This is a genomic window from Phytobacter ursingii (assembly GCF_001022135.1).
Lineage (GTDB): Bacteria > Pseudomonadota > Gammaproteobacteria > Enterobacterales > Enterobacteriaceae > Phytobacter > Phytobacter ursingii.
Genome location: NZ_CP011598.1, coordinates 1 through 21499, shown reverse-complemented (window position 1 = coordinate 21499; position 21499 = coordinate 1). Strand labels below are relative to the sequence as shown.

At 43.0% G+C, this 21499-nt stretch carries 27 protein-coding genes; 16 read left to right on the top strand and 11 right to left on the bottom strand.

Features of this window, described 5'->3' with window-relative positions; all coding sequences use genetic code 11:
• Positions 1-12: 12 nt before the first annotated feature.
• From AB182_RS00140 to AB182_RS00105, 7 genes are all read right to left on the bottom strand, one after another.
• Positions 13-471 (bottom strand): hypothetical protein, encoded by a 459-nt coding sequence (locus AB182_RS00140; protein WP_032420232.1) that lies wholly within the window; start codon positions 469-471, stop codon positions 13-15.
• Positions 471-1283 (bottom strand): hypothetical protein, encoded by an 813-nt coding sequence (locus tag AB182_RS00135; protein ID WP_020316841.1) that lies wholly within the window; start codon positions 1281-1283, stop codon positions 471-473. The genes AB182_RS00140 and AB182_RS00135 overlap by 1 nt, the downstream gene beginning before the upstream one ends.
• Positions 1280-3859: a VirB4 family type IV secretion system protein gene (locus tag AB182_RS00130; RefSeq protein WP_032420234.1), complete on the bottom strand. Its 2580-nt coding sequence runs from the start codon at positions 3857-3859 to the stop codon at positions 1280-1282. The genes AB182_RS00135 and AB182_RS00130 overlap by 4 nt, the downstream gene beginning before the upstream one ends.
• Before the next feature lie 12 nt (positions 3860-3871).
• A complete protein-coding gene (locus AB182_RS00125) occupies positions 3872-4231 on the bottom strand; it encodes a hypothetical protein (RefSeq protein ID WP_002353162.1) in 360 nt (119 codons plus the stop codon).
• Positions 4232-4237: 6 nt separating this feature from the next.
• The gene (locus AB182_RS00120; protein ID WP_002353183.1) at positions 4238-4513 is read right to left on the bottom strand and encodes a hypothetical protein; all 276 of its coding nucleotides are present in this window, start codon (positions 4511-4513) and stop codon (positions 4238-4240) included.
• Positions 4514-5211: 698 nt separating this feature from the next.
• Complete coding sequence (locus tag AB182_RS00110; RefSeq protein WP_020316829.1) at positions 5212-6234, bottom strand: ATPase, T2SS/T4P/T4SS family; 1023 nt, start codon at positions 6232-6234, stop codon at positions 5212-5214.
• Between the two features lie 14 nt (positions 6235-6248).
• Positions 6249-6962: a hypothetical protein gene (locus tag AB182_RS00105; protein ID WP_020316827.1), complete on the bottom strand. Its 714-nt coding sequence runs from the start codon at positions 6960-6962 to the stop codon at positions 6249-6251.
• 1077 nt (positions 6963-8039) lie between these two features.
• On the opposite strand from AB182_RS00105, the gene AB182_RS00100 reads away from it, so the two are divergent.
• The 4 genes from AB182_RS00100 to AB182_RS00085 are packed head-to-tail and all read left to right on the top strand — an operon-like array spanning position 8040 to position 11884.
• The gene (locus tag AB182_RS00100; RefSeq protein ID WP_020316825.1) at positions 8040-10025 is read left to right on the top strand and encodes a hypothetical protein; all 1986 of its coding nucleotides are present in this window, start codon (positions 8040-8042) and stop codon (positions 10023-10025) included.
• A gap of 2 nt (positions 10026-10027) precedes the next feature.
• On the top strand, positions 10028-10855 hold the full coding sequence (locus AB182_RS00095) for a ParB N-terminal domain-containing protein (protein ID WP_020316842.1): 828 nt from the start codon (positions 10028-10030) through the stop codon (positions 10853-10855).
• Positions 10852-11310 carry a hypothetical protein gene (locus AB182_RS00090; RefSeq protein ID WP_032420241.1) on the top strand — a complete coding sequence of 153 codons (459 nt, stop codon included), beginning with the start codon at positions 10852-10854 and terminating at the stop codon, positions 11308-11310. Before AB182_RS00095 ends, AB182_RS00090 begins: the two co-directional genes overlap by 4 nt.
• A gap of 37 nt (positions 11311-11347) precedes the next feature.
• Entirely contained in the window at positions 11348-11884 is a 537-nt protein-coding gene (locus AB182_RS00085) for a lipocalin/fatty acid-binding family protein (RefSeq protein WP_032420262.1), read from the top strand.
• Positions 11885-11915: 31 nt separating this feature from the next.
• On the opposite strand, the gene AB182_RS00080 is transcribed toward AB182_RS00085, so the two are convergent.
• Both AB182_RS00080 and AB182_RS00075 read right to left on the bottom strand, forming a co-directional pair.
• Complete coding sequence (locus AB182_RS00080; protein WP_020316838.1) at positions 11916-12344, bottom strand: antirestriction protein; 429 nt, start codon at positions 12342-12344, stop codon at positions 11916-11918.
• A 172-nt stretch (positions 12345-12516) separates the two neighbouring features.
• Complete coding sequence (locus AB182_RS00075) at positions 12517-12885, bottom strand: hypothetical protein (RefSeq protein WP_002353166.1); 369 nt, start codon at positions 12883-12885, stop codon at positions 12517-12519.
• Positions 12886-13284: 399 nt separating this feature from the next.
• On the opposite strand from AB182_RS00075, the gene AB182_RS00070 reads away from it, so the two are divergent.
• The 4 genes from AB182_RS00070 to AB182_RS00055 all read left to right on the top strand — a co-directional run bounded on the left by AB182_RS00070 (position 13285) and on the right by AB182_RS00055 (position 14771).
• Positions 13285-13749, top strand: a complete 465-nt coding sequence (locus AB182_RS00070; RefSeq protein ID WP_032420243.1) for a thermonuclease family protein — start codon at positions 13285-13287, stop codon at positions 13747-13749.
• 97 nt (positions 13750-13846) lie between these two features.
• The gene (locus AB182_RS00065) at positions 13847-14095 is read left to right on the top strand and encodes a type II toxin-antitoxin system CcdA family antitoxin (protein ID WP_002353172.1); all 249 of its coding nucleotides are present in this window, start codon (positions 13847-13849) and stop codon (positions 14093-14095) included.
• Entirely contained in the window at positions 14095-14418 is a 324-nt protein-coding gene (locus AB182_RS00060; protein WP_002353175.1) for a CcdB family protein, read from the top strand. The genes AB182_RS00065 and AB182_RS00060 overlap by 1 nt, the downstream gene beginning before the upstream one ends.
• Before the next feature lie 161 nt (positions 14419-14579).
• A complete protein-coding gene (locus AB182_RS00055) occupies positions 14580-14771 on the top strand; it encodes a ribbon-helix-helix domain-containing protein (RefSeq protein WP_002353195.1) in 192 nt (63 codons plus the stop codon).
• Between the two features lie 250 nt (positions 14772-15021).
• Here AB182_RS00055 and AB182_RS00050 read toward each other — a convergent pair whose 3' ends face one another.
• Positions 15022-15411 (bottom strand): hypothetical protein, encoded by a 390-nt coding sequence (locus tag AB182_RS00050; RefSeq protein WP_002353184.1) that lies wholly within the window; start codon positions 15409-15411, stop codon positions 15022-15024.
• 105 nt (positions 15412-15516) lie between these two features.
• Between AB182_RS00050 and AB182_RS32800 the strand changes: the two genes are divergently transcribed.
• The 8 genes from AB182_RS32800 to AB182_RS00015 all read left to right on the top strand — a co-directional run bounded on the left by AB182_RS32800 (position 15517) and on the right by AB182_RS00015 (position 19948).
• The gene (locus AB182_RS32800) at positions 15517-15711 is read left to right on the top strand and encodes a hypothetical protein (RefSeq protein ID WP_047715647.1); all 195 of its coding nucleotides are present in this window, start codon (positions 15517-15519) and stop codon (positions 15709-15711) included.
• Positions 15712-16024: 313 nt separating this feature from the next.
• Positions 16025-16792, top strand: coding sequence for a tyrosine-type recombinase/integrase (locus AB182_RS00045; protein ID WP_032420248.1), 768 nt, complete (start codon positions 16025-16027; stop codon positions 16790-16792).
• A gap of 235 nt (positions 16793-17027) precedes the next feature.
• Entirely contained in the window at positions 17028-17471 is a 444-nt protein-coding gene (locus tag AB182_RS00040; protein WP_020316843.1) for an antirestriction protein, read from the top strand.
• Between the two features lie 161 nt (positions 17472-17632).
• Positions 17633-18280 carry a ParA family protein gene (locus tag AB182_RS00035; RefSeq protein ID WP_002353182.1) on the top strand — a complete coding sequence of 216 codons (648 nt, stop codon included), beginning with the start codon at positions 17633-17635 and terminating at the stop codon, positions 18278-18280.
• Between the two features lie 90 nt (positions 18281-18370).
• The gene (locus AB182_RS00030; RefSeq protein WP_002353177.1) at positions 18371-18622 is read left to right on the top strand and encodes a hypothetical protein; all 252 of its coding nucleotides are present in this window, start codon (positions 18371-18373) and stop codon (positions 18620-18622) included.
• Positions 18623-18769: 147 nt separating this feature from the next.
• On the top strand, positions 18770-18973 hold the full coding sequence (locus tag AB182_RS33245) for a hypothetical protein (protein ID WP_032420265.1): 204 nt from the start codon (positions 18770-18772) through the stop codon (positions 18971-18973).
• Positions 18974-19132: 159 nt separating this feature from the next.
• Positions 19133-19420: a hypothetical protein gene (locus AB182_RS00020; RefSeq protein WP_032420747.1), complete on the top strand. Its 288-nt coding sequence runs from the start codon at positions 19133-19135 to the stop codon at positions 19418-19420.
• Between the two features lie 78 nt (positions 19421-19498).
• Positions 19499-19948 carry a hypothetical protein gene (locus tag AB182_RS00015; RefSeq protein ID WP_032420250.1) on the top strand — a complete coding sequence of 150 codons (450 nt, stop codon included), beginning with the start codon at positions 19499-19501 and terminating at the stop codon, positions 19946-19948.
• Between the two features lie 657 nt (positions 19949-20605).
• On the opposite strand, the gene repA is transcribed toward AB182_RS00015, so the two are convergent.
• Complete coding sequence (gene repA, locus AB182_RS00010) at positions 20606-21487, bottom strand: plasmid replication initiator RepA (RefSeq protein WP_071525564.1); 882 nt, start codon at positions 21485-21487, stop codon at positions 20606-20608.
• Positions 21488-21499: the final 12 nt, after the last annotated feature.

Sequence of the window (21499 nt, the reverse complement as noted above, 5' to 3'; positions counted from 1 at the left end):
ACGCCTAATTATTTACCTAGGGGATAACCCAAGATATAATTTTGCGCCTACAATACCGTCTCTACGTTCGCCAAGTTTTTCGAGCAAGCAAGATGCCTCAAAATCAACATTTGCTTGTGTTATTTTCCCCGGCCATCTTATTGCTGTAGACTGTCCATCAAGAGAGTCATATAGCTTAACTAACTCACTTAGCTTTTGTTTACTCTGTGTATTAGAGTAACCAGCATAGGCTTGCTTACAATAACGAGGGGTTCCACGATTAGGAATCGCTTCATCAGCGCGATTAGCGGCCTCTATCTGACATCCTATCGTGTTTTTTGATTGACAGCTTTTTTTGAATTTTTCAATCAGTGGCTTATGCTGCTCATCAATTTTCTTTTGAATTGGATCAACATATTTATCAGCCGCATTAGCACTTAAAGAGACAATATTTAATGCAACGATTGAAATAAATATATTTAACTTATTCATTATTTATCCCCTTTATATGAATCAGCCATAGACTTTTCTTTAAGCGCTCTTGCTCTTGCCATCTTATTAAAATAATCATTAGCAATTTGATTAGACATACTAAAGTCGGTATTAGTCTGCGCTTGCTGGTTAAGATTTTGCTCAATCATTAATTGATTCTGACGCGCAATTAATTGTTGAGTTGCAAGCGAATCATTGTCACCTAAAGCATCAAGTGCTTCTTTTGTTTGTTGCGCTTGTTCTGTTTGGCTGACAATATTAGCGTCAAAGTTTTTAGACGCTAAATCCTGTCTAACAGACGCTTCGGCTTTACGTTTCCGATATTGGAATATTGCTTTTGCACGTTCGCGATCATCGCCAGTATAAGGAATAGCCGCATTCATTTCTGACCATTCTTGATCTGACATACCCCAACCGTTCAGGAGCTTATTACGCTCTACCGCATCATCCCAAGGCTTACTACCAACGTTTGGATCGTCACCAGACGCATAACGAGGGTCATAAAGGTCAATATTTTTCAGGTTATTAAGGAAGTTCTGTAAATCAACCCCCTGTAAAGTCGTTTTTAGTCGTTCTGCTTCACGCAAAACCTGCTGATAATCTGCCAGCATCTGATCATAACGCTTATACGCTTCAAGCAACTGCGTATTACTTAAAGCGGTTTGTTTAATGTATTCCTCATAATCACGGATACCCTGTGAAAGCTCACGTAGCTGACCTGCAATTTGTGTAAAGTCATCAACAGGCACACCTGCATAAACAGGAGAGGAAAGGATACCAGCCATGATTACAGCTAATAATGTACGTTTCATAGGTACATAGTCTCCATATCACGTTCTGTCTCAACCGGTGTTTTTGGCAGTTTAAGCCCCTCAACAATCCGGCCTATTGCTTCATCTATATCATCCGTTTCAGCATAAATACTTTGCGCCAGAGCTGCCTCATGTGCAGTAGACGTACATATAGCGTATTGTTCTGACTCTACAATCAAATTAATAACTTTCGCTATTTGAGCCTCCGGGATAACGATATAAGCCTGCTGCGCTCGTTTTAATTTCCTTATAATATCTACTTCGTCAGGAGAAATACCGAACGCTTTAACATAGTGTTCCGTGTTTGCTTTTGGATCACTCATAAAGATAAAGACAGAAGCAGCAGAACGCAGAGTTTCCCACTCATCCAAATTTGAGTAATGCTGTGGGTTCTGTGTCCAGAAACTCATACCGCCACCGTGCTTAAACCAAGTACGAGCTTTGGTTATCGCCCAATTAGCCGCACCGGGAACAGAGAGTGTGTACTGAGCCTCATCAATATCGAGCATTTTTGGTAGGTTACGATATTTTGCAGACTCAAAGAGGCGAACAATACGGAAAAATATTTCATGCTGCACAAGCTGTGCTGTTTGCGGCTTATCTTTTACTGCTGCAAGGTTATAGGCGGCCACTGGCTTATCCAGAACACCGATAGCATCTACTTCATTATCAAAAAGCCGTGCATAATAGCCATTATCAAAGAACGCAGCCATTTTATTACGAATACTGTTTCCACATTTAGCCATCAATGTAGAAAGGGTATTAACTGACAAACGCCCTTCCTGATTACCGAATTGCTGACGCAGCAAACTTTTAATTGCATCGGCAAGCTCATTAGATTCATCTGGAGTAAGATATTTATCTTCTTCACGTTCATTGAACTTAACCATCATTTTTATTTGCTCAATAACGTGAACAATAAAATCGGTATCATTTTCACTTTCAGGTGTAGCGAATGTACTAAATCCCGATTGCATATCATCGGATAACGTAAATGCGGCTCCATCTTCTTTAAAGAAGTTCGCCAGCGGCAATGTACCTTGATCAATATCCAGAGCAGAATACATTCCACCTAACTTAGTAAAATGTGACGCTATGACATTTTTTAAGAACGATTTCCCTGAACGAGTCGGGCCAACACCATTAATAAGGCATTTTTCACCGACATTGGGAGTAAAGAAGAAAGGCGTACCATCATCTGACTCAAAGACGTACCAAGCCTCCTCTTTTTCAAAACCTTTATCCCATGTTTTAATACCCTGATGCGAACGATAAAACAGCGCTGCCGCACCGACTTGAGAGGAATTATAAAGCATGGTTCTGTAGGATTTTTTAGGGCTACAGACCTGCATATTGAAATACGCATCTTCAAGCCCAACCCCTTCCCAAATTAAAGTCATGGAGTCAGAAATAACACGATCAACTTCTTTTGCCGCCTCGATTAGCTTATAGGGGTCAGTATTAAAAACCGCTATAGACGAAACATACTCACCAATACGATCTGGCGAGTTTGACGCATCCATTAGTTCTTCTTGCATCTTTTTAAGGTGCGGATTTTGTTTAACCTTATTCTCAAGGCGTTCACTATCTACACGGTTATTCATTAATTCAGCGAAACTAATTTGATTACGGTAAATTTCGTTCTCTTTAGCAGTGAGAATCAATGAGCGTTTTAAAGCTGAAACCGTACTGAAACGGTTGAAGAATACATAGTTCCCACGTAATAAAGTGGGACGTTTTCCGCTTACATCGCTAGCCCAAACGCCCTCGGGAACTGCTTTCTGCCCTTGCTGAACGATACTTGCTATACGGACGTATACCGGTTCTACAGACTCGATTTTCAGCATCGGCACACCATCAACCATGACGTTCTTAACATCTTCGGCGTCAAGCGTGTACTGATCCCAATTTTCTGTAGGAACGGGGCAAGGCTTATTAGTCAGATAACGAGGATTGAAGTTCGCCAGAAATTTTTGTAGCCGCCAGATACCTTCAACGCCCATTTCCACATTATCAGGAGAGAAGAACGATAAACGGCCATCGAGATCTTTTAACGTATCGTGTAACTTACGGCACTGCTTCTGATACTCTTCAACCTCTATCATGTAGGCATCTTTATTTTTGAATACAAGCCCGACACGTTTACGTGCATCGGGATCAAAAATGCTGTTAAATAGATTCTTCGCAAAGGTAGTCGAGAAAATGCTGTTCAGATTTTCATCCGGCATAATCTCTATAGTCCAAAACAACTTGGAATCATTGAGATCACGTACTTTATTTAAGAATGCCTGACGGCGTTTTGAAAGGAGCTGGCTACGTGGGTTCTCACGTTCTGCCAGCTTAACCTTAGCGCCTTCATAGTGCAGATAATATTCCGATAATGACACGTTGGCCGGAAGTAACTGAATAATGTTACGTAAAATCACGCTAAGAGACTTGCGTACCGGCTCTGTGATAGATGAAGGGTCTACGCCGGTTAACGCCAAACCACCAACAACGGTGCCAGTGTATGTATACACCGCCCCTTCATCGTGACCGGCCAGATTCAATTGTTCGTTATATTGACTAGAAGGCATGGTGTTACCCCCTTACTTCTGCAACCAAGCGAACAGCAAGGCAAGGTTAAACACGGCAATAGCACCGATACAAACACGCAGAACCCAAGCGAGCGCCCCGCCACTTTGTTTCGGAATAGCGATCCACATAAGGATTGCTACGCAAGCGGATAAAAAGGCAACAAACAATGTACCTGCACCGCCGATAACGTCCATAACCTCCTGCATCCAATTGATAATTTTCTGCATATAGCTACTATCAGCACTAGGCAGAGAAACATCATTGTTTACAGCGAGTGCCGCCGTAGAAAACAACGAGGCACCGACAAGGGACGCCCACTTCATCCCCTTGTGTTTTACCTGTGAAAATTTACCCATAACTTTCTGTTTCATGTAACATTATCCTTTATGGCTAGAGAGTTTGATAAAGACAACTTTTCGCTGTGTTGTTTTGCTGTTATTGAGATTCCCTGAGCTGAAGATCACACGACGCCAAACGATATGAGCATCAGGATCTTCGCTGTGGATGATGTACATAGGGATCACCGTCAGCAAAACGAAAACAATGAATGCCAGCACCGACAGAATGCTGAAAAACTTAATCGCAAGTACGAGCGCAAAGATGTTCAGGAACAGCAGAAGGATGTACATCTGCTGTGGAATGCCAGCTTTCATGTTCCTGGCATTGAAAACCTTCGCGTTCGTGAGGTTCGGATTTCCCTGCTCGTTAGCAGTAGTCTGTTTATCTTGCATTGTTAAGTAAAACCAATCAGTATTACATAAGGCTCTTATAGCACTGAACAGGACTAGGTTCAACAAAGAGATGAAAAAACTTTACGATTACATTGAAGCCTTGAAGCGCCACACGAGACTAAATGCCAACTGGAAGATAGCTGAGTATCTAGGTGTTAGCCGTCAGTTCATAACGACGCTAAGGTATGGGAAGGTTTGGTTAAGCCGAGAAAAATGCTTAGATATCGCAAACGCCTTGGGGATTGACGCAACGGAAATCGTAATGACGATAAACGCAGAAAAGAGTCAATCCCTAGACGAAAAAGAGCAGTGGTTAGCCCTTGCGGAACAGAACCGTACTCCAATCAATCCCCCGCCTGAGTTCAGGCCAGATGGCTCGCCTCGCAGGAGAAACAAATCAAGTAGTACCAAAAAGTAAAAAATCTTGATTTGTATGTCACGAACTTTACATTCTTTACATACTTCTATCAATAGCAAGTTTTGTAAACTGCCATATTTCCTGAGGTAGAGGGATGCAATAGGAAATTTCCTATACACCCTCAACCCATTGCAGGAAGCTATAAAGCTGATAGTTGTCAGCAGTTCAACAAATATCTCCCACAAACAAAACCGCATCAAATCTAATTACCTTCAACCCGCTCATGCTCGCCAGTTTTGGTATTGAACTTAAAAATCAACTTAACTTCGCCATCAACCAAACGGCCAATTTCCGTTACACGTCTTCCCCATTTTGGATCACGGTGAGTCTGTATAATGACGTTGATAGCTCCGCGAATCAGCTCACCCGTAAGATGATAATCAACCTTACCTGAGGACGCTAAAAGATACTGCATACGAATGATTGCATTCAGGCAACTGCTACCGTGAATAGTCCCTGCACATCCCCGAACGCCCGTGTAGATAATCTGCATAAAAGCATCTACGGCTTCGGCAACACGAAATTCACCTACCCAAACACGATCTGGTTGTTGACGCAACGTTGCGTGTATAAGAGCCGGGAGATCTATAGGGCTGTCTTTACGCTTTGCAGCTTCCATTGCAAGACCAAACGGAAAGCGTTCATTGATATGTAATTCTTGAGTATCTTCGGCTGTGATGAGTCGTTCACGTTTATCAATGTACTCTGATAGAAAACGCAGCAGCGATGTTTTACCAGAACCCATGTTACCAGAGATCAGGAATATATCTTTCTGCTCAATCATCTCGACGAGGTAAGCTAACATCTCTTCTGTCAGCATCCCCGAATCAATGAAGTTACTTTTCGATAAAGCAATTACTGGAACTTTACGCAGCGACATTGACGAGCCTTGCGGCGTCACTGATACATGAGTGCAGTTTAAACGGCTACCATCAGGTAGACGTGCATCAAGGATAGGGGCGTTTAAGCCAAAATCCTGATTTAGTGTTTTACGGAGTTGTTCAATCAACGATACTAACGCTTCTTCTGAATTAAATGCGCAGTCAGTTTTCTCAAGGACTCCACGACGCATAACATTAATTTTGTCGTACCGGTCAACAAAAATATCGGTAATGTCGGACTGCTTATACAAGCCAAGGATTGGCATCATTTCATCGTGAATTAGATTCCAACGCTTGATACCAGTTTTATCTTCATCAGGGATGTAACCAAACGGGTACTGCATATCAAAACTCCTTCCTACAAGGCGTAAGGTTCAAACTTATGAAAATACATCAGCCCATGAGTGTGAGCGTGTGAGGGATCAACAGATCCTGATCTGCTCATGTGTCGAACGTTCCCATCAGTTGTAATAAATTTAGGCCAAGGATTCTTTCGATAGAGTTCTTCATATCTGGCTAAAACCGTTGGAGAAGAAAACAAATAAATCACATGGTCTATTCTTTCCTGCTGCCAATCCTGAACGTGACCATAAAAGTTGAAGTAAACCCGGTTAACGTCCTTCTGTGTTAACTCAACTTCAATCGCTATCTTAACGCCAGCATCATTGACGATTAGAAGATCAGGTCTGCGAATAAATTTTCTTTTGGCTAATTCGGTTTCACTAAAAAAATCCTTAACACCTTTCTGAGTAGTTAAAAATGACTGGATACTATAACTATGAATGAGTGTGTGTAATGGAAACTTACGCAGAGCTTTTACTTCAAGATCGGGTTGATAAATTCTTGCTTGTTGAACGCCGTCAGGCGTCAGAGTTATAACTCGCTTACGTGTTCCGGGTACGTACTCCTCTTTCGTAATCCCACTCTCAACTAACTTTTTAAAAAAGGCTCCCTGCCCGTCAACGTTAACACCCAACATTTTTGATAACAGATCGCGAGTAGAGAAACCAAACTTGGCAAGCCATATGACAATTTTCTCACGCTTCTGAGCGTTAATATCAAATGTGTTCAAAGCTAGCTCCTGTCAAAAAAATTCGTTATGCACATATACACCTGAGCGTAAACCAGCGAAACCTTACAACGGATAACGTTGCAAGGTTAAGCGGGAGTGGTGCGACGACGTAAGACGGCGCATAGCGATTGTGCATATGTGTATAACAACGTTCATACATAGAGCACCAATAAGCCCCCTTAGGGGGCGGGTAAAGCCCTTAAAAGAAATTGAATAGATTGTTCCCGCGCCCACGCGGGGACAAAGGAAGTTTTTGCGCCCACGCAAAAAGTTCCGGTCTATCCTGTCATCCCCCGTTCAGGGGGAATGGCAGGACGCGAAGCGTTCAATCCGCGTCATCCGCGCGGCGTCAGGGCGCGAGCCAAAGGCGAGACGACTGACCACCCCCCTTAGGGTGGTGCAAGGTTCCCCGCTAGGGGGAACCGCCGCAACCCGAAAGTGGAGTGAGTCACGCACCAAGAAAAGCGCGCTTGAGGCGTATACGCCGATTCGCGCCTTTTCGCCCGGTGCGGGGCGACACGACACTAAGGGCAAGCATACACGGTGCTTGAGCAAAGCGAAAGTGCCGCGTATGCGCAGCGCCCTTAGGGGGGTGGTCAGTCGTCGAAGACGGCTGACGCCGCGCGGGGGAATTTCATTGTCGGGAGGCGTCCAGCCGACCAGAAATGAAAGGGGGTGGAGCGGCGAGCGGAATCCCTAAGGGGTTGTTTTCGTCCAGAAAACATCCCCGCAATGTGTTTCGTAAGTCGCTTCAAAAACGCTTAAGCGTTTTTGATAAGACGCTCGAAACATGCCCTTGACCTTCTATTTTTGATTATATTTTACACCCTATGAATAATAATAGGGTAAAATAGGGACAAAAATAGGGGGTTTGGTTATCATTTAATCGCCAAAAGTGATTAAATAATAACCAGAGTTTACGCAGAGTAAACTCATGGGGCTTGACCTTGAAGTCACGGAAGTTTACGCGGAGTAAACTCATGGGGCTTGACCTTGAAGTCACGGAAGTTTACGCGGAGTAAACTTTTAGTGATACGGTGTAGGTTGTGTGTTGATGACAGTAAGGAAGGAATGACTATGAATTTTGACGGAGTGGGTTTCTTAAGGTGGGTGTACGATCATGCCTATCCGGGGCTTACTTATCTGTTTCTTTTGATACTGGCCGTGCTAATACAGTTCACATTCAGCGGTCATGTAACTAAGAAATCAGATCTAAGTGTAATGGATCACATCATTAGTTATCTGCGCGTAAAGTTACTCGTCTTTTATGTTTTGATTGTTCTAATGTTCAATGGCTTTGTACTTCTTGTTTCGCTGAACGTTTTCGGTAAAGACGATGGTTTAGAGTACTTAGGATTGATATACGGAAATGTGTTAAACCAAGTATTAAACGTCAGTTCCGTCATATCATTAATCACTGTATTCTTAGTTCCATATTTAATTCATCTAGTTTATAGGAGATTTATAACACCTAGAATTTCCGCTTGGAAACGTAAATATAGGGTATCGCAAACTGGAGATAGCCTTAGCGATATTCGCGTTGAAAAAGATAAATACGCAAGTAAGAACTTTGACAATCGAAAATACTATAAAGATGATTTTGTATTTATGGGACTCAATTCAAATGATGAACCTATATATGTATCCGATGATGAGTTTAAATCGAAAAATTTAAAAATACTCGGTGCAACTCAAACAGGAAAAGGTGTAATTCAACAAGTTCTTATTGACCAAGCAATATGGAAAGGCTGGGGTGTTTGGTTTTTTGACCAGAAACCAGATGATTTTATTTATTCAGTAATGGTGCAATCTTGTAAGGACTGGAATAAACCACTGCCAGTTATTTTAGATTTGACTGGTGAAAGCATTGGTTCATATGCGCCATTCGAACATGGATTGTTAAGAGAACGCTTACAGAGATTTAATAAAGTTTTTGGTTTATCCAATACAGGAACTACAGCAGATCATTATAAGCAAATCAACCGCCAGATAATGACATTTTTGACTAACTATTGGGACGGTACTTTACAACATCTAGATAAACTTCTTAATGGAAAAGACAACGCTGTTCCTGATGCAAAAAAAGAATGGATATTTGAAAACACATTAAATATAAGAACTAAACTAGATGAGTGGAAACTTCTACCCCATTTATTTCCTAAAAAAGGTGAAGGTTTCAATATTCAAAAGGAATTAGAAAATGCTTCTATTGTTTATATAAAAGGTCGTCAGGACGATGATTTAATACGTGAAGTTTGTACGGCTTTGTTAATTGAATGGAAAGATTGCATCATTAGGAAAAAGCACACGAAACATATTTATGCTGCTCTTGATGAAGCTAAGTTTTGTATATCTGCAACTGTTGCAAGCGCATTAGCAACTATCCTTTCTAAAGATGCAAACATGTCTCTTGCATATCAGGAGCGTGATGATATTAAAAACGTTCCAGACCAAACAGTAGATAAAGAAGCCCTTAAAAATCAGGTTGAGACTAACACTCTAATAACCCTCTCGTATAAATGTTCATTTGATACCGCTGAATGGGTTGCAAATAATACTGGTACTATTCTAAAGAGCACAACACGCATGGAGCAGGTTGATACTGATGGCTTCGGTGCCGAAAAATGGACTGGTAATAGAATGATAGGATCAGAAGAAGAAAACCTTATCAACACAAACTCGATACTTAGCCTAAATAAACGTGTTGGTGTATTCATGAATAATGAAGGTTTAGCGCAATATCTTTTTACAAGCTGGATAAATGTAAAAGAAAAAGTATCGTTACCTGAACGTAATGAGACTATTGCAAAAGAAGAAAAGATCTTAAATCAAGAGGTTACAGAAAAACAGGTAAACGAAGAAATTCTTTCTGGTAAAAAACAGAACGATATTGATAATATTGATATTGAAACTGTAGAGAAGGTACACTTTAACCCTGAGGAAGATCCAGAATTTGTGAGGATGCTTTCTGAAAAAGTTAAGGGCGTAAAACCTGAGAAACCTGTTAAAAATCCCGTTTCAAGTAGTGACCTTATTTCTAGTATTGGCAAAAAAGAGGACTAAAAATGTCAGAAATTAGAGTATTAAAACTGTCTCAACTGACTCCCAATAAGAAGCAGGATCGCCGCGATTGGGAAAGCCCTGTAGCGCGTGAACATATTGAAAAATTGAAAAAATCTATCGGTATGAGAATGCCAGATGGCTCGCTATATGGCATTCGTGAACGTATCGTTGTTAAGCCGGGAGCTAGTGAAAATGAATTTGTCATACTTAAAGGTGAATCACGCTGGCGCGCTGGCAGTGAGTTAGAAAAAGAAATAGGAGAAGAAATAGAGATAGAGTGCGAAATAAAATCATATGATGATAAGGTTATTGAACACCTTGATCACGCTACCGAAAACTCTCTACGCCGGGATTTAAATATCTTCGAACGTGCTTTATCTATTAAGACAGATAAAGATAATGGACTGACCACTGACCAGATAATTGCAGCTCATGGTTTATCTAATAAAACAGTGGTCAGTAAATATATGAGCGTTTTTCGACTCGCCAAGCCTAAGCAGAAATTAGTCCAAGAGTCATTTATTGGCGATCTTAACCTTATCGGAAAATTAGATAAGGTGGCCGAAGATGATATGAAGGAGCTACGGCAGCGGCTTGAAGGTGGTGAAACGGCTAAAAAAGTGATTAACGAGCTGCTTAACAGAAGCAAGCCTAAACAAGAGAAAGAGCCTCAATATCGCTTGGCATTATCCCGCTCGCAGTATTCAGCCATTTTGTCACTGTTGGATCTCAATCCTGAGGATATTGACAACCCGGAAGAAGATATTGCTGAGTTACTACGAAACCGCTTAGAAGAATTGTCCGACACCGAAGGAACTGACGGACAATGAGCAAATTGATTCGACTCGCAACCCCTGCCGATTACGCTTTTAATCAGGATATTGGCCTATGGGAACTCGCTTTCGACAAACGCCCTGTGAAGGGCGTTCGCTGTAACGATCCTGTTGATGGGGCATACGAGTACAATCAAGGTAGATTAAAGTTTGTAGCAGCATTGGACAACACCAACAAGAACGTACAGCGATTTGATTTTGAGGCTGTACTTCAATGGGCGGCGCAGCATGGATCGCCTACTCAATGTCAGTTTGTTTTGAGATTACTACAAGCGCCTAATTCTGATGAATATAAAAGAATTGCATTAGAATTTATAACCAAAGAGCGCGAAAATTATCCACTTCATTTGGATATCGCTATTTTTTTCACCGGGATGCAAAACAGGCTGACAACCAAACATGACCTAATAAACATTGTCAAAAGCAGAGCTGATTATGGAAAAGATAGTTAAAATCCCGATTACATTTCACGATATAGTTAATGTGTTAATGTGGGATGATGAGTTTAATAAAGATAATGTAACTAGCCGTGTTCCTTGTGGCAAGAAAATCTCTTATTGGTTAGCCCGAGCATTTACATTATCCAATATAAAAAAATACGCTGATAAAAGTCAGTACGCATTGGCAGTGTATTACAAGGAATCTTTACCCAATACAGAGGCTACGTTAAAGGAGTTACAGGATTTCTATCTAGGCCAAATAAAATCATTAAAAAAATCCCTAAAGAACAATCCAATAAGCGCTTCTCTTGATTTATCAGCTTTCATTAACCCAACGAAAATAACCGTTGGCGTTATGCCCTGCCCCCCGGTTCTGATGTTCGTTCGCGTCAATATTCTGTGCGATGAAGCTCATGGTGAACTCCGAAAATTATATCAGTGCGGAAATATAACAAAGAGTGAATATTTCAGGCAAAGGCGGGAGTTGTTCAGACCTATCAACCGCTTTCGTTCAGAGTTCGCCAGTAGCGTTAGCGAAGCGGGTAAACTGGCTCGTTCCCTGACAGAGAAAAAAACCGGGGAATAATTTCCCCGGTGATCTGACCGTTCGGCCAGTATTAGTCAATAGCAGCTAATATATGGCCGCTATCTTTATGCTCATATGCAAAATCCTTAAGCTTTACATACAACTGATAAAGACCTTGATCCTGAGTCTTAGCAACCAGATACCATAAGGCAAACAATGTTGCCGTAATTCCAGCGGCCTCCGCACTCATATCACCTTCATAGTAATTACCTGACCATGAGCAATGATATGTTTCCTGATCCGTTGGGGACATAAAGAAAGCACCATTGGTTACGTGATGCATTTCCCAATGCCCTCCGCAATACTCATCTGATAGTTTATCCATCATGGTGTAAAGCAGCCCCTCAAACAGCATGACATTACGCGGCGTTTTCAGATATGAAGGAAGAAAACGCATACGCTCTCTGTGTGAGGCCACAACAGATTCAATTACAGGGATGATGCTATCGGAAGTATTCATACAGATACCCTCTTTATAGGGCGTTCTGCGCAGCCAAAGGCCACGCAGTAGCCTTTGGGAAAGAATTAATGTGGGGTTAGAAGCCAGTGAAACCCCGTTCTGGCTTTTACAGTGTAAGACTGATTCAAAATAAAAAAAAGGGATTGAGTATAAACTCAATCCCTACGATCACTTATGCTTTATCAGCTAAGTGTTTTCTGTATTTTAATACAACGTGTTCCACGTCTAAATGAACAAGAGCTTCACGTTTGAGCATGAAGAATGTTACATCAGCAGTGCGTGTATCAGGATACAGGCAAGCATGGATAACAACGCGATCAAAAAGCCAAGCACGCTTGTAAACTTTCGGATCGGTAAAATCATCCAAGTTTAGTTTTTGCAGAACGGATCTGCGTTCGCTTAGATAAGCATCGAGGTTCTGGTATGAATCGCGCCCGGTGTATTGCAAAGTAATAACAGAACTATCAATTTCTGCTTCTACACATTCACAATTAAGACGAGTTTGAAAGTCATAGATAGGTTTTTCGAGATTATCGAACATGATGTTACCTCATAGGGCAAATCATCACGCAGCCAAAGGCAGCGTAATGATTGCCTTTGGTCGATGTGTTTAGAAAGTGCGTTTCAACCGGGTATAGCGCACGTTGTCCGGTAAGATGATCATAGCAAACTTACGTTTGTTCAACAAGTTATACAAGCTGGCATTTATCTAAAAATGGTGTTAGTTTGTAAATTGTTTAGTATTACATAAGAAGGGGTTAAAAATGAAGCCACTAACTATATCAATAATAATTGTATCAATGATTACTGCTTCCTTTCATGTTTTAACAAAGCAATATTACGATTCGTTACTTACATTATTTATTGCCAGTGTAATAACTTATCTTATCCAAACGGGATTTAAATATATTAGCAGATTTAAAAATGAAGGAAATAAATAATGAAATTTAAGTTCATGATTTTATTAATAGCATTACCGTTAAGCGTACTCGCTGATATTGAAGGGAAAGTCGTTAGGATTCTCGATGGTGATACCTTAGACGTCCTTCAAGAAGGTAATAAAATAAGTAGAATACGACTTGAAGGTATAGATGCACCTGAAAAATCACAACCTTATGGTCAACGCTCACGACAAATGTTAACCATGCTGACTGCTAATAAATGGGTAAATGTAAAATCACATGGCAGTGATCGTTATAGTCGTATTCTTGGGGAAGTATACTCTCCCGATAGTATTAATGAAAAGATGATTACTACCGGCATGGCTTGGGCGTACCGTTATCATGGCAAGCCAACTAACGAAAAATATGTAACATTAGAGAATAAAGCTCGCTCTGAAAAAAAAGGGATTTGGTCTGATCCTAATGCTGTTGAACCTTGGAAATGGCGAAGAGATAATAAATAATTTCATACTATAAAAATCAATTAAAGCAGGATGCTTGATTGTTCTCCAATCATCCCTCATACTTATGCGCATACTATTGCGCATAGGAGTAAGTACCATGAATACTGCCGCTTCCACCCGTAACAGCACCAAAAGAAGCACTAACGTTTACCTGACGGCCTCACTGGTTGATAAAGCCCGGAGTATGGACATGAACCTGTCGGCAACACTGGATACCCTTCTCGCTCAAGCAATCGAGGCCAAAAATGTTGAGCGGGAAGAAGAAAAAGAGGATATGCAAGCTATGAATAAATTTATGGCAAAGGCTGGAATGCTAACAGATGACGATTTCTTTGGGAGTCTGTAATGCCAAAGCAATTTGATGTATACCGCAATCCATCGGCCAAAACGAATAAACTTTGGCCGCTCTACCTTATTCTCCAGAATGATTACTTTGACGATTTAACGACAAGGATTGTCGTTCCTCTGGTATCGAAAAATGATATTGACTTAAATAAGAAAAGAATAAACCCAATTGTTAAAATTAACAAATCTGATTTCTACGTATTCATACCTGCAATTACATTTTTAGAAGCGAAGAAAATAAATAATAAAGATTTTATATGCAATATAGCCTCATCCAGAAATGAAATCATTTCTGCTCTTGATGCCATTGTTACGAACACCTGATCCCGCATAAAAAAAGTCGCCAGTAACGGCGACTAAACCAAACCTTCCCTGATGTTGTTATTTTTTTGCATTTTGACACTATATAGGCACTATTTGCAACCAGTTTAATCTATCTAGCAGCCCTTTACACTAGTTTCATTTCACAATGGAACCTTAACGTTATGGCTGAACCCTTTCTGAAAAACCGCCGCCGCTTCACGTCCTCGCTCGACAATCATCTCGTACCGCTGTTCGACGAGCTGGCCGCCAAGACTCGCATCCCTAAAAGCCGACTACTGGACGAGGCCATAAGCGATTTACTGCTGAAGCACGGCGTTCCGCCCACAAACAAGGACGAGAAGAACGATAACTAAAACCGCGAGACTGACACGAAACTTGTTTTCGTGCGGTCGAGGGGTTGACCGAGCCGCATCGCGGCGCTGGTAAGCCAGAAAATAGATCTGATTGAAATGCTATCATTCTGAATGGTGCCGGTCGGTTGGCCGCCGCAAAAATGATAGCGAAAATTCCCTACTTGATGCGCTGCGGAGAGAGAAAGTGATAGCAGAACGGGGAATCCCCTTTCCCGTTCTGCTTACTGGATAACTTTTAAATGAGTTAACGTCACTTGTTTCGATACCAGTTAATCAGGTATCCCACTATCAGGATCACCACAACAATCAGGAACTGATAACCGCCAACACCATACCACGGTCGATCATCGAACATGTTTAGCTCGCGAGCGCGGCCTACAACACCACCGAACTGCGCTTTATCGGCAACATAGTTCAGCATGGGAAACGTCCCCACAATAAACCATGCAACAAGAACTGTGTTCATCAACCAATTTGGTATCAGATCCATAAAATCAGCCAACGAGTTATTATGCCATGAGTAACGCCGCGCCTCACTGAAATGGTAATACCACGCAACGGCAAGACATAATCCCCAAATAATTACTGATAAGATCAGTGCCGTTACAAAATGCACTCCATCGGTAATCTGATCGAACATAGCCTACTCCTCTATTTTAAGTATGCACTGGCACTCATTTAACCATGATTCATATGATTACTAACGTATATAATCAGAATAAATTTTGAAAGAGTGAAGGTGAATATGCTGCTTCCGTTCCTTACAGGTCTTTTTATGTTGTCTGGCGGTTTTTTAGCGTTATCCATAATCCCAAAACCAAACCGTGCTCTGCGTAAACTAGCCGTGTTTGTGATGACAATAGGATTCAGCCTCGCGCTGGCAATCACTGTGGCCTATTTCGCAGTTAACACGCTGACATCAGCAATTCATTCTGTTTAGCCCTGTTCGGTAAAACGCCCATTCCACCGAACCGCCGCACTTATCCACCGTTTCTGTGGATAACGCTATATGTTGTATCGGTCGCAGCTGACGGACATACTATATGTTGTGTCGGGCGGGGCGGGTTTCTTTCAACCGTGGGGGTGTGTTTGTGTCTGCCCCGCTCCGGCTATTCGGTTAAACTCCGTAATGGGATGATTTAACCGTCAACGATTTACGGCCAGCGGAGTTTTTACCCGCGCCCGGTTTTCCGGTTTACGTCAGAATAGATACGTAACAGCCACGTAACCGGCATTGAGCGGAGATTAAAAAATTGACCATATTACCCCGCGAAATCTTGCAGAATTCACGTAGCGTCGTTTCGGTGCATAACACCCCCCCTGCCGTGCCGGTGGGGATGGATTACACGCTGGCTTATGCCCTGCGCCAGCTCGCAGCCGCCACGACAGGATACCCGCGCTATCTGCTTGCCCCGGAAGTGGCCGTTCTACTCGATGCCGTTGCAGACCTGCGCCAGCGCATGTTGTTTGACCTTATCTGGAACACCGGCGCACGGATCAATGAAGCGCTGGCCGTCACCCCGGAAGATATTGTTCTCGATGCCGCGAGGCCGTTCGTGGTGCTGCACACCCTCAAACAACGCCAGCAGCCGCGTCCCGGACGGCCACGCAAAAATCAACCGGTAAAACGGGCTGTACCACTGCTGGATGAAGCCTTTACGGTAAGGCTGCGTGACCATCTGGCGACATTTACACGCCACCGGACTAAACCGGTATGGGGGATAACGGACGACACAGCCCGGAACTGGATGAATATCGCACTGGATGAATGCCAGCAGCACGGAATACGCTTCTCCATTCCGGGGATCACCCCCAAAACACTGAGACATAGCTTTGCTATGCATCTGGCGATGCATGGTGCGCTTCCCGCTACATTACAGGCATATATGGGACACCGGGATTTTAAGAGCACACAACACTACCTGAGGGTGTTTGCCCTCGATGTGGGGATAGGCCGGAACCGGGGAATACAGTTTACATTCCCGCCAGATCCCGCAATGCTTTCAATGTTGACACCTTAACAACAGAACCGGAAAGAAACCTTTTAGAACCTCATAAGATTTCCTTTAGATTTCTTATAGATTTATAATGGATTCCCAATGTACTTCCCTCTTAATATTGGACGTTTTTACGTCACCTTGCTATCATAGGACACCGGCTAACGTGCGCTATACCCGGTTGAAACGCACACTTAATCCCTTCATGCCACGGCGAACCATATCGCCAGTGGCGATATGGTTCCCACAAGGAGCCATTATGAAACATACCTCAAACACCCCAACCACTCAGGGCGAAGTCTTTACTCGTAATCTCATGGCAGAACTGTTAGAGGATACCGAGCATCGCAGTAAAGTTGTCATGCTCCAATTTCTTATTGAAACGTTCTATGAAATGCGAATTACTGGTACTAAAATTCCCGAAAGTCAGGAATGGGGGTTACAGCATGTAACAGACAAAGGCTTCTACCTGTACCCTTTGATAAAGAAAGTCTATCTGGTCAGATTCGATAACTTCTCTATCTCGCTGGATAATCAGCAACTGGGGCTAGGCGTAACACTCGACGTTTTGTCGCTCGTTGCGGGTGAATCAAGTGAGCCAGCAATCTATCAGGCATACAAGGAGCTGAGGGAATACATCCTCTCTCATGCCGATACGCTAGAGGGCGCGTATACCTACGCTAAACTCTCTCACTCTCTCTAATCACTGGTTTAAGCCAGATCGCCGGACTGTTTAACAGTCCGGTTTTTTTTGGCTTTGGGATACCCTGGGGATTTCCCGAGGAAACACTAAAGATTTACTTTGCATACCCAAGGGATTTATGTAATATAGCCAAAGGAATCACTAAACAGGGGTGCGTAAAAATGGCGATATATGCAATTTCGATCTCAAAAGGTGGGGTTGGAAAAACTACATCAGGTGTACATATCATTGATGAAATTAATCCAGATGTAGTGTTCGATCTGGATTTACATAACAGCCTGAGCGTAATCAACAGGCTGCGCCCGGACGATAAAAAATGGCCGATAGTGACCGTTTCAGATAAAGCGGAATTATTGGCACATCTTAAGAAAGTAGATGAGGAAGGGAAAACGGCTGTTATCGACTGCGGCGGGTTTGATGCTGATATTAACCGCGTTGCGATAGCCGTTGCTGACGTGATAATCGTTCCGGCCAATGACGATGTTACTGAGCAGATCGGTTTGGCTACCTTCGATACCGTTCTTGCTGAAATCTCAAAGCAGACGGGCAGAGATATACAGGCTCACGTTTTGATGTGTAAAACGCAACCTAACCAGAAACACTTCCCGGACATGGACGACACCATGAAAAAAGTTCAGCACATGACGTTACTGAACGGGAGACTGTCATACCGCAAAGGCCGCTATGGGTTTACAGACTCACTACGAAAAGGAATGGGAGTGACACAAATTAAGCATGGCCGTAGCTCACAAGCAGGGCGAGAAGTTATCGAACTGGTAAAAGAGTTACGGGCTTTAGCTGAAAGCTGAATTTGATGTATAATGGGAATCCGTAGGAAATCTATAGGATGTATTTTAGGTTTCCTATAGATACCTTTAAGAATCCCAAGAGGTTTCCAAATGAAAAATAAACAATCTATCTTCGATGCCGCTCTCAATATTGGAAATGAAGCGCCTCTACAGGTTAATACTGAAAAGAATAATGCAGCACCGGCACAACGTACAGTGCGTACAAAAACACTGAAAGCGATCCCAACAACATATTTTGACGCCCATCAGAAGCTGCGAGATACGAACAAAACAAATCTGGATTTCTCCAATTACATTATGGAAGCATTACGCGAAAAGTTGGAAAGGGAAGGGGGGATCTAGGATTTCATTAAATTTCCTTTGTATTCCCTTGGGGAATCCTTAGGATTCCTTTTGGATGTATAAAAGAGGTATCATATGAGTCAGCATAGACTAACCGGATTAACTCCCGGTGGGAAAGTTGACGTTCTGCTAGGTTGGGACAGTCCAATGTCATGGTTTTTTTTGGTGATCGAGCCAGAAAGCGACGAACCTCTGTATTCCAACCTCTACGAACAGCACCCGGAGTCACTTGATTTGGCACACTTTCAGAAGGTGCTTGAGCGATTCGGGATAAAGAATATCAACTTGTCACCCGGCCATGAATCCGGCCTTTATGAGCTACTGCAATCAGACCGAGTTGCAAACAAATAACTCAAAGAGTCCTTACATAAATCCTACGGATTTCCCAAGAAAACCCATAGGATTTACGTAAGATACCTTAAAGAATTTATGTGATGTGCCTGATATAGTTTACCTGTGGATCAACAGAAAGCCGCCAGTTCTGGAAGGCTAGTATTCACTAAGGTAACGATGAGACTGCAAGATGTTGCTGTTATTGCTACCCGCTTCCCTGATGCAGACTTTTGGGTAGTGCGTAGAGGCTCTTTAAAATCCGTGGGGGAACCAACCTATACGTTCAATCCAGAGCATATAGGAATAAAGGTTTTCAGGACAGATATTGTTCTGCCTAGATACCTTTACTACTGCCTGATGCACATTCACTCATCGGGCAAATGGAAATCCTTAGCCACGGGTACGCTGGAGCTGGTAAACATCCGTGTTTCTGATATTAAGCATATCGCGCTAAAACCGCTCTAAACCTAACGCGTAAGCACGCTACTAAAACAGGGCAGGTAACAACTGCCCTTTCTTTTAAATCGTTGTGAGGGGCTTTTAATGACGATAACAATCGAGTTACCAGATACCAATGAACAACGCCTGATTTTGCTTCGTGATGGCGTCGAACGTGGGTGCAAAGCACTGCTAAATAACCTCAATGCTCCGCACTATGGATCTGTGCCCGATTTTGACGCGGCCATATACGGTGAGAAACATTTACTGAGGGAGAACGAGGGATGGCAAGCACCGGCACCGGAACTTATCCGTGCGTGGTTCGGGCAATTTCAGACAGTGTTCACTGAGTACGACAGTGAAGATAAGCTGGCCGCATTATTTGGTTTACACGGTAAACAAGGCGGACGCCGTATACGCGCTTTCAAAAGCGGCGAAATGCCTATTCCATATGGAATCTGGCGACATTTTTTGGTGCTAACTGGCCGTGCGAGCCAAGAAATTATTCCGGTATTAGGTATCTTCGACATGACACCTAAAAACGGCCACCAATGAACCTCCGCGCGTCCTCCTTTCTCTGTTAGTCCTGACGATCTTACGCTTCCTCGCTCATTCGCTCGCGCTGCTCGGTCATGAGTCTGCGGCGAGCGTTGCCGGTTTTTAACTTAAAATAGGCACGTAAACGCCATTCCTGAGGCGATCAGTTGTTTTTCCATCCTGATATATACCCTGACGACAAAAACGTTTCTGCGAGCGTTAGGAGCGCAATTTGCCCCCCTTCCTGTAAGACCGGGTTTTGCGAAGCCACGGAACGTAAAGCGGTGCTGTTGGTTGATGGTCGGAGACAAAAGGAATGTTCAGCGATTTGCCCGCTTGCGGGTGCTACTTAGGAGCGTAGCGACAAACCGAACCGGCGCGACGTTTACGTCGCTGCAAGGGCGGTCACTTATCCAGAGCTGTAAGGCTCTTATATTTATATATCTTGTTCTCTAAAAGAAAAGGTCTGTCTCCACGCATCTAACCTTCTGATTGCATACAATAAAAAAAGCCATTTGCATCTATATGTTCATAACTCATTTAAACGGGTCTCAAATCTGTTTTTTTAGCGTGGTAAGTAGGGGGGAATAGCGTGTTGGTGACTACTTATTGACCAGAGCCATGTTAGAGGCGTAGCAAAGCCTCCGTTGGTACGGATAAGCTGAAAAAGGTAGGTCAGGCGGTGTTAGGGTCGTCAGAACTGGCGACGGTACGGTAATACATGATGCGCTTATTCAGAAGGTGTTTCACCGAAGCTAAATCGATACCTTCATGCAATCCCTGCCGGATTTCACTTTGAATCTGTTTGGCAACCATATGCCGCAGCTCTTCATCTTTTTTAGCTACAGCAACCTTGGCCGCTTTCTGAATTTTCTTCATTTCCTGAGAGGCTTTACGGCGCTTCCACGTAGTTTCGATATACTGCTGTTTCTGGCGTCTACGTGCTTCTGTAAGGCTGATCGCGGCTTCCCCCTTCTTTAACAGTCCGCGATTTATCCATGCTAACTGTTGATTTTGTGCTCTTTTAAACGCATCCGCGCCTACACCTATAAAATCGAAAAACAGTTCCGTGACTTCTATTTCAGCAGGGAAATACTGCTTGGTTACTTTATCCCAAATGAGCTTGTACTGGATCAATCCCCACGCGGCCAGCGTGTGTGCCGCTCGGGTAGCACGAGTGATTGAGAGATTACCGGCTTTTGAAACCGTCGCCAGTCCTGCTTCATTCGCTAAGGTTGTAAAACAAGCCGGAATCGTGCCTGAGGCAATATGAAGGTGATAACACATTGCATGAGTAAGAGCGCAGATAGCCCGAGCACGATGTTTATTGAAATGTCGCTGCCGTTCTATGCGTTGATGCGTCTTATGATGGTAGGCGGGAAGGAAGTAGAAGCCCTCCCAACGCGATACGTCGCGCTTGGATACAACATTGATCAGACGCTTATTGAACGCTGGCAATTCGTGTTTATGGTGTGCCGGTATCTGAAACGCAGGATTAGCGTTGAGTACATAGCAATCACGAACTAACGGAGTAGGGGATGTGTTTTGTTCAGACACCGCCGCCCGCAC

Bases quoted from the DNA above. Each gene is read 5' to 3' on its own strand.
- AB182_RS00100 (WP_020316825.1), top strand. From the start codon at position 8,040: ATGAATTTTGACGGAGTGGGTTTCTTAAGGTGGGTGTACGATCATGCC.
- AB182_RS00035 (WP_002353182.1), top strand. From the start codon at position 17,633: ATGGCGATATATGCAATTTCGATCTCAAAAGGTGGGGTTGGAAAAACT.
- AB182_RS00090 (WP_032420241.1), top strand. From the start codon at position 10,852: ATGAGCAAATTGATTCGACTCGCAACCCCTGCCGATTACGCTTTTAAT.
- AB182_RS00060 (WP_002353175.1), top strand. From the start codon at position 14,095: ATGCCAAAGCAATTTGATGTATACCGCAATCCATCGGCCAAAACGAAT.
- AB182_RS00065 (WP_002353172.1), top strand. From the start codon at position 13,847: ATGAATACTGCCGCTTCCACCCGTAACAGCACCAAAAGAAGCACTAAC.
- AB182_RS00040 (WP_020316843.1), top strand. From the start codon at position 17,028: ATGAAACATACCTCAAACACCCCAACCACTCAGGGCGAAGTCTTTACT.
- AB182_RS00075 (WP_002353166.1), bottom strand. From the start codon at position 12,885: ATGTTCGATAATCTCGAAAAACCTATCTATGACTTTCAAACTCGTCTT.
- AB182_RS00080 (WP_020316838.1), bottom strand. From the start codon at position 12,344: ATGAATACTTCCGATAGCATCATCCCTGTAATTGAATCTGTTGTGGCC.
- AB182_RS00095 (WP_020316842.1), top strand. From the start codon at position 10,028: ATGTCAGAAATTAGAGTATTAAAACTGTCTCAACTGACTCCCAATAAG.
- AB182_RS00055 (WP_002353195.1), top strand. From the start codon at position 14,580: ATGGCTGAACCCTTTCTGAAAAACCGCCGCCGCTTCACGTCCTCGCTC.
- AB182_RS00020 (WP_032420747.1), top strand. From the start codon at position 19,133: ATGAGACTGCAAGATGTTGCTGTTATTGCTACCCGCTTCCCTGATGCA.
- AB182_RS00050 (WP_002353184.1), bottom strand. From the start codon at position 15,411: ATGTTCGATCAGATTACCGATGGAGTGCATTTTGTAACGGCACTGATC.
- AB182_RS32800 (WP_047715647.1), top strand. From the start codon at position 15,517: ATGCTGCTTCCGTTCCTTACAGGTCTTTTTATGTTGTCTGGCGGTTTT.
- AB182_RS33245 (WP_032420265.1), top strand. From the start codon at position 18,770: ATGTCATGGTTTTTTTTGGTGATCGAGCCAGAAAGCGACGAACCTCTG.
- AB182_RS00125 (WP_002353162.1), bottom strand. From the start codon at position 4,231: ATGAAACAGAAAGTTATGGGTAAATTTTCACAGGTAAAACACAAGGGG.
- AB182_RS00140 (WP_032420232.1), bottom strand. From the start codon at position 471: ATGAATAAGTTAAATATATTTATTTCAATCGTTGCATTAAATATTGTC.
- AB182_RS00130 (WP_032420234.1), bottom strand. From the start codon at position 3,859: ATGCCTTCTAGTCAATATAACGAACAATTGAATCTGGCCGGTCACGAT.
- AB182_RS00085 (WP_032420262.1), top strand. From the start codon at position 11,348: ATGTGGGATGATGAGTTTAATAAAGATAATGTAACTAGCCGTGTTCCT.
- AB182_RS00135 (WP_020316841.1), bottom strand. From the start codon at position 1,283: ATGAAACGTACATTATTAGCTGTAATCATGGCTGGTATCCTTTCCTCT.
- AB182_RS00015 (WP_032420250.1), top strand. From the start codon at position 19,499: ATGACGATAACAATCGAGTTACCAGATACCAATGAACAACGCCTGATT.
- AB182_RS00070 (WP_032420243.1), top strand. From the start codon at position 13,285: ATGAAATTTAAGTTCATGATTTTATTAATAGCATTACCGTTAAGCGTA.
- AB182_RS00030 (WP_002353177.1), top strand. From the start codon at position 18,371: ATGAAAAATAAACAATCTATCTTCGATGCCGCTCTCAATATTGGAAAT.
- AB182_RS00110 (WP_020316829.1), bottom strand. From the start codon at position 6,234: ATGCAGTACCCGTTTGGTTACATCCCTGATGAAGATAAAACTGGTATC.
- AB182_RS00120 (WP_002353183.1), bottom strand. From the start codon at position 4,513: ATGAAAGCTGGCATTCCACAGCAGATGTACATCCTTCTGCTGTTCCTG.